The organism is Janthinobacterium sp. GW822-FHT07A03, assembly GCF_058798815.1.
Map to the genome: position 1 here is coordinate 367,811 of NZ_JBXAKW010000006.1, position 11,970 is coordinate 379,780.

Annotated in this window: 11 protein-coding genes; 1 reads left to right on the plus strand and 10 read right to left on the minus strand. The window is 66.0% G+C overall.

From position 1 onward, the window contains the following. Positions 1–47 precede the first annotated feature (47 nt). Entirely contained in the window at positions 48–809 is a 762-nt protein-coding gene (locus AC1RJW_RS19145) for an SDR family oxidoreductase (RefSeq protein ID WP_493046384.1), read from the plus strand. Here AC1RJW_RS19145 and AC1RJW_RS19150 read toward each other — a convergent pair. The 10 genes from AC1RJW_RS19150 to AC1RJW_RS19195 form a co-directional block, all read right to left on the minus strand. Continuing rightward, entirely contained in the window at positions 737–1,726 is a 990-nt protein-coding gene (locus AC1RJW_RS19150) for an NAD(P)/FAD-dependent oxidoreductase (protein ID WP_493046385.1), read from the minus strand. The two genes, AC1RJW_RS19145 and AC1RJW_RS19150, sit on opposite strands and share 73 nt — an antisense overlap. Beyond that, a complete protein-coding gene (locus AC1RJW_RS19155) occupies positions 1,713–2,165 on the minus strand; it encodes an RrF2 family transcriptional regulator (RefSeq protein ID WP_493046386.1) in 453 nt (150 codons plus the stop codon). Before AC1RJW_RS19155 ends, AC1RJW_RS19150 begins: the two co-directional genes overlap by 14 nt. A 110-nt stretch (positions 2,166–2,275) precedes the next feature. Beyond that, a complete protein-coding gene (locus tag AC1RJW_RS19160) occupies positions 2,276–3,676 on the minus strand; it encodes a c-type cytochrome (RefSeq protein WP_493046387.1) in 1,401 nt (466 codons plus the stop codon). After that, positions 3,673–5,283 carry a GMC family oxidoreductase gene (locus AC1RJW_RS19165; protein ID WP_436495897.1) on the minus strand — a complete coding sequence of 537 codons (1,611 nt, stop codon included), beginning with the start codon at positions 5,281–5,283 and terminating at the stop codon, positions 3,673–3,675. Before AC1RJW_RS19165 ends, AC1RJW_RS19160 begins: the two co-directional genes overlap by 4 nt. Positions 5,284–5,292: 9 nt before the next feature. After that, the gene (locus tag AC1RJW_RS19170) at positions 5,293–5,817 is read right to left on the minus strand and encodes a sugar dehydrogenase complex small subunit (protein WP_493046388.1); all 525 of its coding nucleotides are present in this window, start codon (positions 5,815–5,817) and stop codon (positions 5,293–5,295) included. 28 nt (positions 5,818–5,845) lie between these two features. Then, positions 5,846–7,012, minus strand: coding sequence for a porin (locus AC1RJW_RS19175; RefSeq protein WP_493046389.1), 1,167 nt, complete (start codon positions 7,010–7,012; stop codon positions 5,846–5,848). Positions 7,013–7,364: 352 nt separating this feature from the next. Continuing rightward, positions 7,365–7,820, minus strand: a complete 456-nt coding sequence (hpaR, locus tag AC1RJW_RS19180; protein WP_251348489.1) for a homoprotocatechuate degradation operon regulator HpaR — start codon at positions 7,818–7,820, stop codon at positions 7,365–7,367. 86 nt (positions 7,821–7,906) lie between these two features. Continuing rightward, complete coding sequence (locus tag AC1RJW_RS19185) at positions 7,907–8,884, minus strand: DMT family transporter (RefSeq protein ID WP_493046390.1); 978 nt, start codon at positions 8,882–8,884, stop codon at positions 7,907–7,909. A 60-nt stretch (positions 8,885–8,944) separates the two neighbouring features. After that, entirely contained in the window at positions 8,945–10,762 is a 1,818-nt protein-coding gene (locus AC1RJW_RS19190; protein ID WP_493046391.1) for a DUF885 domain-containing protein, read from the minus strand. Between the two features lie 66 nt (positions 10,763–10,828). Further along, a complete protein-coding gene (locus AC1RJW_RS19195; RefSeq protein WP_493046392.1) occupies positions 10,829–11,869 on the minus strand; it encodes a LacI family DNA-binding transcriptional regulator in 1,041 nt (346 codons plus the stop codon). Positions 11,870–11,970: the final 101 nt, after the last annotated feature.

Here is an 11,970-nt window from a genome sequence, read left to right on the forward strand (position 1 = left end):
GCAAGGCAGATACTGAGCTTCTCGATTCCTCACACAGAAAGCCCATCATGCAAACCCAAACCAACCATACCCAGTCACTGCTGAACAAGATCGCCTTTGTGACGGGCGGCTCGCGCGGCATCGGCGCCGCCATCGTGCGCCGCCTGGCCAGCCAGGGCGCCAATGTCGTCTTCACGTATCAAAGCTCGGCCGGCGAAGCGCAGGCGCTGGCTGCCAAGGTGGAAGCGGCCGGCGGCAAGGCGCTGGGCGTGCAGGCCGATGCGGCCGACGCCGCGGCCCTGACGGCCGCCATCGACAAGGTGGCGGCGCAGTTTGGCCGTGTCGACATCCTCGTCAACAACGCGGGAGTGTTCCTGCCCGGCGCCATCGATGATTTTTCGCTGGCGGACTTCGACAAGACGATTGCCATCAACGTGCGCGCCGTGTTCGTGGCCATCAAGGCGGCCGTGGCGCACATGCAGACGGGCGGGCGCATCATCAATATCGGCAGCACGAATGCGCACCGCATGCCGTTCGGCGGCGCGGCCGCCTACGCCATGAGCAAATCGGCCCTGAGCGGCCTGACGCAAGGCCTGTCGCGGGACCTGGGACCGCGCGGCATCACCATCAACAACGTGGAACCGGGCCCCGTCGCCACCGACATGAACCCGCCCACGGGCGACTTCGCCGACCTGATGCACGGCCTGATGGCGCTGCCCCGCCACGGCACGGCCGATGAAATCGCCGGCATGGTGGTTTACCTGGCCAGCGACGAAGCGGCCTTCGTCACGGGCGCTGGGCTGAAGATCGACGGCGGTTTTGCCGCCTGATCCAGCCCGAACATCAGCGAACGGTGCGCCGCCACGCCCGCCATGGCGCCGTCGGCCACCGCGAACGCCACGCTGCCGGCCATGCGTCCCGCATCGCCGCAGCAAAAGACGCCGGGCACGCTGCAGGCCTTTTGCTCGTCGGTGCGCACGAACGCGCCCATGGCGCCCTCTTCCAGCGCGCAGCCCAGTTCCACAGCCAGGGAACTGGCCAGGCGGGTGCGGGTGGCCACGAACAGGCCGGCCATCGCATGGCGGCTGCCGTCGGCCATGACCACGTCGGCCACGCCGTCGATCCGCGCCACGGGCGTGGGCAGCACCGTCACGCCGCGCGCGGCCAGCTGCGCCAGCTGCGCCGCATCGGGTTCGAACGCGCCATTCAGGAAAAAAGTGACCGTGCCCCAGTCGGGCAGCATCAGTGCATGGTGCATGGACAGGGGCCCCGTGGCCAGCACGCCGATGGCGCCCTGCTCCAGTTCATAGCCGTGGCAATAGGGGCAGTGAAAGACACTGCCGCCCCAGCGCTCGGACAAGCCATCGACGGGCGGCAGCTCGTCGATCACGCCGGTGGCCAGCACCAGGCGGCGGCCGTGAACGACATTGCCGTCCGCCAGGATCACGTCGAAGCCATCGCCATCGCAGCTGGCCGCCGCCTGCACGGCCGTGCCGTCCAGCCAGGACACGGTGGCATACGCCAGCAGCTGCGCCTTGCCCTCGGCGGCGATGGCGGCCGTCCCGCTGCCGTCCTGGGTCAGGAAACCGTGGGAATGGCTGGCGTAGCGGTTGCGGCGCTGGCCGCCGTCGATCACCAGCACGCGGCGGCGGGCGCGCGCCAGTTGCGTGGCGGCGGACAGGCCGGCGTAGCTGCCGCCGACGATGATGGCGTCGAACGGAATGCCAGGCGATTCAGGAATGGGCATGCAGTGCTCCTCGATGTATGGCGTATTCTTGGCTGAAACGGTCGGCCAGCTCGGCCAGGGTGACGGCGCCGAAGCGCCGGATCAGCAGCGCCTCGGCCTCGTCGAAGGCGCCGGCCACCGACTGGTTGACCACCTGCTCCACCAGGCAGCCCGGCTGATCGACGCGGTTGCCCATGGCGAAGATGGTGGGCGACCCCACGGCCACATAGATGTCTTGCAGGGTCACGCTGTGCAGGTCGCAGACGATGCGCCAGCCGCCGCCATGGCCCTTGACCGAGGCCACGTAGCCGCGTTCGCGCAAGCCGGCCATCACGCGCCGTACCAGCACGGGGTTGGTGTCCAGGCAGCCGGCGAGTTCCTCGGACGTCATCGGACGTCCCGCGTGGGCCATGTGCAGCAGCACATGGAGGATCGATGATAGTTTGCTGTCGCGTCTCATGTAACTCATCATAGTACATAAGATCCGCATATGCAAACAAGTTGCAATTATGGGGCAAAAAAAGGGCCAGACGTTCCAGTCTGGCCCCGGCCTTTGCTGCGCTTGGACGCTTACACCGCCTTGCGACGCCGTCCCCGCCACCACAGCAGCAAGGCCAGCAGCACCAGCACGCCGACGATGATGCCGGCGCGGGCCAGGCCGATCAGGTTCGAGGCAGGACCGCCGTTGCGCAGGGTCGTCACCTGCTCCGCCGTCACCTTCACGTCAGGATTGCCGTACATCTTCTGCACGTAATTGCCGAGGGTGACGATCTGCTCGTCCGACAGGGTCTGGCGGAAGGCGGGCATCAGGTGTCCCGCAGTATGATTACCCTTGCCATCCTGCCGCTCCACCCCATCGAGGATCGCCATCACCAGGTTGTTGCTGTTGCTGCGGCCCGTCACCGAGTTGTGGAACAAGGGCGGCAAGCTGCCGTCGAAACTGCCCTCGCCCTTCGCCTGGTGGCAGCTGGCGCACTGCGCATCGTACAGCTGCGCACCCGACATCTTGTTCAAGTCCTGCGGCAGCGGCACGCCGCGGATGGCATTGAGCTCATCGCCCGCCTGGCCCCATTGCGTCACCGGTTTCGTATCCGCCTTGTCGCGGATGGCGGGTACGCTCTTGATGTAGTGCGCGATGGCGCTCAGGTCTGCGTCGCTCAGGTGCTTCAGGCTATGGTCGATGGCTTCGGCCATCGGTCCGGCAGCCTGCCCCCGGTGCGCGGCGCGGCCCGTGCGCAGGTAATCGACCAGGTCTTGCTGGCTCCAGCTGCCGATGCCGCTGTTGGTGTCCGAGGTGATGTTCGGCGCAAACCAGGTGCCCAGATCGGCGCCGCCCAGCTCTTTCGACAGCTGCTCGGCCATCAGCGCGTTGCGCGGCGTGTGGCAGGTGGTGCAGTGGGCCAGCCCTTGCGCCAGGTAGGCGCCGCGGTTCCACTCCATGCTCTTGGCCGCATCGGCCACAAACGGCTTCTTGTCGAGGAAGAGCCAATTCCAGCCCGCCATCGACAGGCGGATGTTGAACGGGAACGGCAAGTCCGTCTGTGTTGCCGGCGCCGTATCCACCGCCGCCACGCCATGCATGAAGTAGGCATACAGGGCGGCCGTGTCGTCATCCGTCACCTTGGCGTAGGCCGTGTAGGGCATGGCCGGGTACAGGTGCGCGCCGTCGGCCCGCACGCCATGGCGCACGGCGTCGGAAAACTGCTTGAGCGTGTAGTTGCCGATGCCGTGCGTTGTCGACGGCGTGATGTTGGTGGCGACGATGGCCCCCAGCGGCGTGGCCAGGGACAGGCCGCCCGCCATCGGCTTGCCGCCAGGGACGCTGTGGCAGGCGATGCAGTCGCCCGCCGTCGCCAGGTAGCGGCCACGCTCGATCGCCTGCACGTCGGCGCCAGGGGCGTTCGCCGCCAGCACGGGCAAGGCCAGTGCCAGCAAGGCGGCGCCGGCCGCCATTCTGAAGGTCGCCATCATGCCGTTCCTCCCTGTTGTTCGTCGAGGATATGCTTGACGGTGCGCAGTGCCACGGCCAGGCCGTTTTCCGTCGAATTGCAGGTGCCGGACGTGGGCAGCACGCCGGTGCTGCACAGGAACAGGTTGGCATGATCAAACGTGCGGCCCCACTGGTCGCACACGGCCTTGGCCGGATCGGAACCCATCGACAGGGTGCCGCAGATGTGCTGGTTGTTGGCGAACACGCCTTCCTTGCTGTGGCGCAGATTGGTGCCGCCCATCAGTTTGGCGATCTGCTCGAAATCCTGCTTCGAGCGCTCGTGGCCCCGTTTCGTGTACTCGTCGATCGCATAATGCGCCTGCGGCTTGGGGATGCCCATGGCATCTTTTTCGCTGCTGAGCGCGATGCGGTTTTCCGGGTTCGGCAGCACTTCCAGCACGTTTTTCAGGCTCATTTCGCGCGCCGAGCGGAAACGCAGCTGCTGTTCGAATTCCGCGCCAAACACGCCCTTGCCGATCAACTCCCTGGTCGCGCCATCGACGCGCGAGATGTTCGTGAAATCCAGGCGGTACGGCGAATGCTGGCTGCGGAAGTCGCCGTCGCGCATGGTGTTGATGGAATTGGGGCTTTGCGGGCCCCGGCCCAGCCACAGGTCTTCATCGGCGTCGAAGGTGATCGAGGTGCTCGGATGGTCCATCAGGTTGCGGCCCACCATGTCGCTGCTGTTGGCCAGGCCGTTCGGGTACTTGTCCGTGGCGGAAACGAGCAGCAAACGGGGGCTTTCGATGCCGTTGGCGGCCAGAATGAAGGTCCTGGCCGTGACCCGGTGACTTTTTTTATCCACGTCGTAGTACAAGGCGGCCGTGATGCGGCCCTGCGCGTCATGTTCCAGCTTGTAGACGTTGGCATTGCAGACGATTCTGACGCCCGCGTCTTCCGCCTGCTGCGCGGCGATGCCGCCGTGGTATTGCGCGTCGATGGGGCAGATCGGCTGGCAGCTGTTGTTGCCGCAGCAGGCCGGGCGGCCATCGTAGCTGACGCTGTTGCGCGCCACCGTGTTGCCAACCACCTTGAACGAGGGGTCGAGGCGCTCGCGGATGCGGCGCATGGCGTACGGCTCCGTCACGGCATCCATCGGGAATGGCTGCTTGCGCGGCGAACCCGTGTTCTCCGCGCCCGAGACACCCATGATCTCTTCCGCTTCCTGGTAGAACGGCTCCAGGTCTTCATAGCTGATCGGCCAATCGACGCCCACGCCATACAAGGTGTGGATGCGGAAGTCGTTCGGCACGTTGCGCCAGGCTTGCGCGGCCCAGTGCCACGAGGTGCCGCCGAACTGGCGGATGTATTCGGCCGGATACGGGTACGGACCCGCCTGCACCAGGTAGCCGTTATCCTTCGGCTGGTAGATCGGGTGCGGCGCCGTGGCCACCGACGGATACGGCGACATCCAGTCGCTGCGGCGCGTCGTGTTGCGGAAACGGGCGACGATTTCGCCGCGCGACACGCGCGGGCCCGCTTCCAGGATCAACACCGAGGCGCCCGCCAGCGCCAGCTTGCGCGCGGCCAGCGAGCCGATGATGCCGGAGCCGATGACGAGGTAATCGGCGGAGAGTTCTTCAGCCATGATGGCTCCTTAAATTGGTTTTCTGGCCCAGCTGCCGTAGGCGCCGTAGGAATACGTGGGGGGCTTGAGCACGTCGGCCACGACGGCCGCGTTCAGCGCCTGCTCGTAGGCGACGCAGACGGCCGCTTCGCCCGTGCCGACGATGCCCAGGTACCAGGCGCTGGCGATCTGGCGCGGCAGGGCCGCCAGCGGCGACTGAGCGGGAGCCAGCGCATCGAGCGCTTCCTGCAGGCCGGCCGCCTGCAAGCCCTGCGCATTGATCAGGCTCAACAGCGCACGCACATTCGCCGGGAAGGCGGCATCCTGCGCCACCAGCGCGTCATACAGGCGTTTGGCCAGCACGGGATCGAGCACCTGGCGGCCGACCAGCATGGCCGACACGCCCAGGAAGGCGCCCTGCTCCGCACTGGCGACCGGTTCGGCCAGCGCCCAGGGAATCAGCGCCGCGGCCGAAGCCGACAGCAAGCCGGCCAGCACCATGCGGCGGCCGGGATTCAGGGGGCCGCGGCCCTCCTTGTTATGTGTAGCGTCCAATTGAAGCTCCCGTGAGTTCAGCAACCGTTCAGAAAGAATGCTTGAGACCGACCATCACCACCGTCTGGCCGCCGTTCGACGACGGCGTGCCGTTTTGCGAATCGCCCACCGAGGCGACGGCGTCGACGATGGCGCCGTTCTGGCCCAGGGTCTGGCCGCGCGCCAGCTGGCGCGCTTCGATCAGGTAGATCGCCGTGCGCTTGGACAGCGCATAATTCTGTTCGAACGACAGCTGGCGGTAACGCGCGTGGTCCGACACGCCGTTGGCGCGGCTGGCGAAGGTGTCGCTGTAGCCGGCGGACAGGAACCACTGCGGCGTCCACTGGTAGCTGGCGATCAGGCCTGCCGTGTTGAAGATGGCCGTGTCGCGGAACGTGGAATGGCTGCCCGCCTGGTATTGCACGTTGCTGGCGTTGACGCCCACCATCCACTTGCCCATCGTGTAGCGGGCGCTGGCGGCGATGAATTCGATGCTGTCGGCCGAGGCGTAGCCCTGGTTGATGGCGGAGATGCCGAAGCTGGCCGAGGCCTTGTCGCTCCAGCCAGTACCGTTTTGGCAATTTTTCAGTTTCAGGTAGCCGAGCGCGAATTCGGCCGGCGAGGTGCTGTACTTGACGGCGGCGCTGAAGCTGCTGCCCACGGCATTGCCGTCAGCCGCTTCGCCGAAGCCGTATTGCGCGCTCGCTTGCAGGCCGCGCCACGCTGGCATGCTGTAGGTCACGGAATTGCTGATGCGCACGGTCGTATCGAGGCCGTCGATATCGCCCGGGTGCGCGCCGGTGGCGCCCGTCAAGACGTTGCTCGATGCCAGCGAACCCACCAGCAGGTAGTACGGCGTGTACTGGCGGCCCGCCGTCACGCTGCCGTAGGCTGCCGATTGCAGGCCCACGTAAGCCTGGCGGTTGAACAGGGCGCTGGCGGAACTTTGCGCGCCCGTATCGCTTTCAAAGCCGTTTTCCAGCAGGAACAGCGCCTTCAGGTCGCCGCCCAGGTCTTCCACGCCTTGGAAACCGATCTTGCTGGCGGACAAATTGCCGCTGCGCATGTAGGTGTTCGAATTGCCGCCCTGGTTGCTCGCGTAGGCAGTGGCTGCGTCGACCACGCCATAGATGGTGACATTGCTTTGGGCGCAAACGTTTGCGCCGATGAGTGAAAAGGCGGCCAGCGCTGCAGCGCGCATGCATGTATGGTTCATTTTTTTCCTGACTTTCCTGTTTTATTGTACGCCCGGCAAGTACCGCCACCACGATGGCGGGTACAGGCTGTGACGCCGCGTTGCCGCCCCATCAGCGATGGGGTTCCGCTGTTCTTCTTGATCTGGATCAAGTGAGGCAAATTATACGCTTATTTACTCACATGTAAGTGATTGACTGTAAGGCGTAGTCTTATAGCAAAACATTGATTGGTCTTATAGCAAAACTGACAGTGGCGCGGGCACAAGCCCGGCAGGATGCGGCAATGCGTGGAACGGGCATGGCAAAAGCAGCGGCGGCGCGTGTCGAAAAACACGCGCCCGATGGATGCTCAGGCAAAGAGAAGTTTGGGGTTCAGCGCAGGATCGCGGGCGCCACCGGCAGGGTTTCGAGGGCAATAAACGCTTCCAGGGTGCGGCGCATGTCTTCGAACACCTGCTTGCCGTACGCCGCTTCCAGGTGTTCATATTGCAGGTCGATCAGTTTACCCATCTGCAGCAGCAGGCTGGCGCCCGCTTCCGACAGGTGCACCTTGCGGCGGCGCTGGTCGCCTTCGAACTTGCTGCGTCCGATCAGGCCGATTTCTTCCATGCGCGCCAGGATGCCGCTCATGCTGGGGCTGGAAATCTGGCAGATCTCGCACAGCTCGCGCGGTTCCAGGGTGGGGCTTTCGTTCAGCGCGCGCATGATGCGCCACTGCTGCTCCGTCACGCCGAAGTGATTGAGGATGGGGCGGAAATGCTGGAGCAGGCTGTCGCGCGCCTTCAGCAGCAGTTGCGGCATGTTCGGATAACGGATCGGTAGCTGCAAGCGGAACTCCCTCGGTGACCGGCAAATGAGCGTCATTATACGGCCGGCCCAGGGCAAACGGCGGACTGGCAACGATGTATTTTTCGCTACGTCCGCCCTGCCCCACGCCCTTTTCCCCGCCCTTCTCCCTCCTCGTGCGCATGCCGCTGCACGGACCACAGCACGCCCGCCGTCAGCAGCAGCATCGCCGCCCACTCCAGCGGGCGTGGCATGCGCTGCGCGTAGACGAAGCCGTACAGCAGCGCGAACAGGGTCTCCGACAGGATCAGCTGGCCCGACAGGGTCACCGGCACCAGGCGCGACGCCAGGTTCCACAGGTAGTTGCCGATCACGGAAGCGCCCAGCGCCAGCAGCAGGCAGACGAGCCAGAAGCGGGGCCAGTCGCGCGCCGGAGCGCCATCGACGCCGCCCGCCGGCTGCAGCGCCAGCATCACGGCGCCCACGACCAGCGCGATGACGCCGCTGGCCAGGCCATACAGCATGGCCCATTCCGCGGCGCTGACATGCGCATGGCGCTTGAGGAAACGGGCATTGTCGAGCGCATACCAGGTCCAGCACGCGAACGCGCCGATGGCGCACAGCACGCCGGCCAGCCTGTGCGCCAGACTGGCGCCGTCCGCGCCCGCGCCGCCTGCATGGCTGAAGATATCGACATTGATGCAGGCGATGCCCGCGGCCACCACCAGCAGCGGCAAGGCCAGGCGGCGCAAGGGCGGCGCGCCGTGGTCCTTGTGGCCGAACAGCGTCACGCTCAGGGGCAGCAAACCAATGATCAGGGAGGTGGGCGCCACGCCGGCCAGTTTGACGCCATACGCCAGCAGCAGGTAATACACGACATTGCCCGCCAGCGCCTGGCACAGCATGGCCAGCCAGTCGCCGCGCCGCAGCCGGCGCAGCAGGGGCAAGAGGCGCGGCAGCATCAAGCCGGCCGCCAGCGCGCCATAGCAGATGTAGCGGCCCACCATCAGCTCGGCCGGAGAAAAATCCGGCAGCAAGACGGGCACAATGAAAACGGCGCCCCAGAAGGCGCCGGCCAGCAAACCAGATACGATCCCACGCCACATGCAGCCACGCTCACGTCATTATTTCAAGGACGCCAGTATGGCATGCTGTGTGGGATGGCGTCAGCCCCTGGCTTTTCTCTGCCCGGGGATGAAGTGTTCGCGCACGGCCTTGGCCAGCAAGTCCGGCGGCAGCAAGCCCTGTCCCAGCAGGAAGTTGTTGAAGGCCAGTCGGTCGAATCGGTCTCCCAGCGCCAGCTCCGTTTCCGCGCGCAGCTGCAGGATGCGCGTATAGCCGTAGAAATAGCTGCCCGCCTGGCCCGGCATGTTGAAGGTGTAGCGGTCCAGCTCCTGGCGCGCCATCGGTTTCGACAGCATCACTTCATCCGTCAGGATGCGTCCCGCCTCTTCGCGCGTGACTTGCCCCAGGTTCAGCATCGGATCGAGCATGGCGCGCGCCGCGCGCAGCATGCGGAACTGCAGCGCGATGAACTGGCCCTCGGCCGGCTCGTAGGGGATCATCTCCGCTTCCGCGTACAGCGCCCAGCCTTCCACGTTGACGCTGTTGAACGCATACAGGCTGCGCGCCTGCGACACGCCCCGCTCCACCATGGCGCTGAACTGCAGCTCGTGGCCGGGGCGGCCCTCATGCGCGCTCAGGGTCCAGGCCGCGCCCGCGAAGTTGAAATCATCATACGCCTCGCCCTTGCCGCTGGCAGCCGGATTGCTGACGGGGAGGACGAACTGGCCGTGTTCTCCCGTATTGCCGATCAGCGGAGGCGGACGCATATGCGGCGCCGGCTGGGCCGCCGATTCTGCCGCGGATGCCAGGCGCATGGTCATGGCGCGCGCAGGGATATCGACCACGCGCTGCCGGGCGATGCGTTCCTCGAGCTGCGTATTGACGCCCTTGTAGTGCGCTTCGAGCTGCGCGTTCGGGATGGAATCGCTCTTCAGCGCGCGCAGCACCTGGCGGTAGTCGCTACCGTCGACGCCCTTCAAGGCCAGCCTGGCCGCCACCACGGGCGCCAGCGCCTGCATGGCGGCGCGCGTTTCCAGGTAGGCCACCTGCGCCCGTTCCACCAGCGCGCGCGGCTCGATATCGATGCCCACCTGCTTCAGGCGAAACGCATACAGCTCGGGCGCCATGCGGAAATCCGTGCGCGACAGGGGCAGCACCACCTGCTTTTCCCATGCCGCATAGTCATTCAGCTGCTGCTCCATGGCGGCCAGCGCGGGTTCGGCGCCCGCGATCTTCATGTCGGCGAACAGCTTGCGGATGCCGGCGATATACGTGGGCACGTTTTCCAGCGCCTGCTCCACCTGCAGGCGCACGGGACCGGCCAGGCCGGGCGTGCCGATTTTCTCCGTGAAGCGCGCCTTTGCCTGCTGCGTGATCGGCGTGCTGCCCGGGAACTGGCCCACATAGCGCTGCAGGCGCTCCAGCGCCTTGGCGCGGCGCGCGGCCGGACGCTGCTCCTGCAGCAGGCTTTGCATGCTGCCAAAGACCATTTGCGGCACGTCGACCCACGGTAAGGTGTATCTGGCTTCCAGCTCGGTGCCGGCGATTTCCTGGTCGACGGCGCCGATCAGAATTTCCAGGTCCTGGCGTATGCGTTCGTCGCGTTCCAGTTCCAGCTTTTGCTGCAATTGCGCGCGCGCCTTCTGCATGGCCGCCACATGGCGCTCGCTGATGTTCGGCCCCAGGTCGGCGGCCAGGCCGTCGTATTGGGCCAGGCCCGTGTCGGACGCGTCTTCGGGCGAGAACTGCGCCTGCGCCGCCAGCACGATGGCCGCGTTGCGGTTGCTGGCCTCGACCCAGGCGGACGACGCGCTGGCGGTGGCCGGGGCTGCGGGGCCGGCGGCCATGGCAGGCATGGCAAATACGCTGGAAAGCAAGGCGGCAAGCACGGTCTGGTGCAATTTCGGAGTGACGGACATCGGGGCATTCCTTCCTGAGGTGAGCGATGAGCGAAGCGGCGAGTATCGGCCAGGCCCGGGCAGCTGTCAATTCAGGCCATTCAGGGCGGGCAGATTCCACGGCGTGACGATCTGGATCGCGGACAAGGACGCGGGCTGCGCCAGTGCCGGCAGCGCACCCTGTGCCCGCAGGATTTCCTGGCAGGCGCGGCGCATGTCCTGGCCCAGGTCATGGTGCAGCACGGCCTGGATGGCGCCCGAGCGGAGCAGCGCCACGTTGCCCGCATCCAGGTCGTGGCCGATGAAGACCTGGCATGGGCGCCCCGCCTGGGCGAACGCCTGCACGATGGCGGCATTGCCACCGCCGATCGAATACACGGCGGCGATGCCCGGGTGCGCGGCCAGGGCTTCGCGCACCAGCGCGCCCGTGGCGCCGTCGATGCCGTGGCCCTCGCTCACTTCGACGATGGACAAGTGGCGGTGCCGTTCGCGCAGCGCGCGGCGAAAGCCGATCTCGCGCTCTTCCTCGCCATGAAAGCGGTTGCTGCTCAGGGTCACCAGCACCTGCTGTTTTTTCCGGCTGCCCAGCCACTGGCCGACCAGGCAGGCGGCCGTCTCGCCCGCCGCGCGGTTATCCATGCCCACGTAGCTGCGGCGCGCGGAGCCTGGCAAGTCCGTCACCAGGGTCACGACGGGGATGCCGGCCGCCGCCAGCCGGTTCACCGCTTCCGCCACTTCTGGCAAGTCCGGTGCTTTCAGCAGCACGCCGTGGCTGCCGTTCTTGCGGATGCGTTCCAGCAGGTCGACGACGCCGTCCACCTCCAGGGTTTCATGCAGGTGAAAGCGCGAACGCAACACGGCCGGATGCAAGGACGGCAGCTCCGATTCGAGTGCCAGGCGCACGGCGTCCGTGAAGCGGCGCGGTGCCACCATCAGCACGTCGAGCATGAATTTTCTTCCGGACAGGCCCACCTGCGTGCTTTGCCGCGCCAGTTCATCGAGCGCCTGCATCACGCGGCGCACCGTATTCGCATGCACGCCGCCGCGCTGCTTGATCACGCGGTCGACCGTGGCCACGCTGACGCCGGCCTGCAGCGCCACGACCTTGACGGGGAAAGGATGCGTCATGCCATCTCCAATTCAGATTTTGATGGTTTTTTGATGGATTTCTTGATGAAAAATGCGGATTTTCATCCCTATACTGATTCTACAACTTAAACAACGGAGAC

What these genes read in the sequence shown, in the direction of transcription:
- AC1RJW_RS19145 (WP_493046384.1), top strand. Translation starts at nt 48, where the DNA reads ATGCAAACCCAAACCAACCATACCCAGTCACTGCTGAACAAGATCGCC.
- AC1RJW_RS19150 (WP_493046385.1), bottom strand. Translation starts at nt 1,726, where the DNA reads ATGCCCATTCCTGAATCGCCTGGCATTCCGTTCGACGCCATCATCGTC.
- AC1RJW_RS19155 (WP_493046386.1), bottom strand. Translation starts at nt 2,165, where the DNA reads ATGAGACGCGACAGCAAACTATCATCGATCCTCCATGTGCTGCTGCAC.
- AC1RJW_RS19160 (WP_493046387.1), bottom strand. Translation starts at nt 3,676, where the DNA reads ATGATGGCGACCTTCAGAATGGCGGCCGGCGCCGCCTTGCTGGCACTG.
- AC1RJW_RS19165 (WP_436495897.1), bottom strand. Translation starts at nt 5,283, where the DNA reads ATGGCTGAAGAACTCTCCGCCGATTACCTCGTCATCGGCTCCGGCATC.
- AC1RJW_RS19175 (WP_493046389.1), bottom strand. Translation starts at nt 7,012, where the DNA reads ATGAACCATACATGCATGCGCGCTGCAGCGCTGGCCGCCTTTTCACTC.
- AC1RJW_RS19185 (WP_493046390.1), bottom strand. Translation starts at nt 8,884, where the DNA reads ATGTGGCGTGGGATCGTATCTGGTTTGCTGGCCGGCGCCTTCTGGGGC.
- AC1RJW_RS19190 (WP_493046391.1), bottom strand. Translation starts at nt 10,762, where the DNA reads ATGTCCGTCACTCCGAAATTGCACCAGACCGTGCTTGCCGCCTTGCTT.
- AC1RJW_RS19195 (WP_493046392.1), bottom strand. Translation starts at nt 11,869, where the DNA reads ATGACGCATCCTTTCCCCGTCAAGGTCGTGGCGCTGCAGGCCGGCGTC.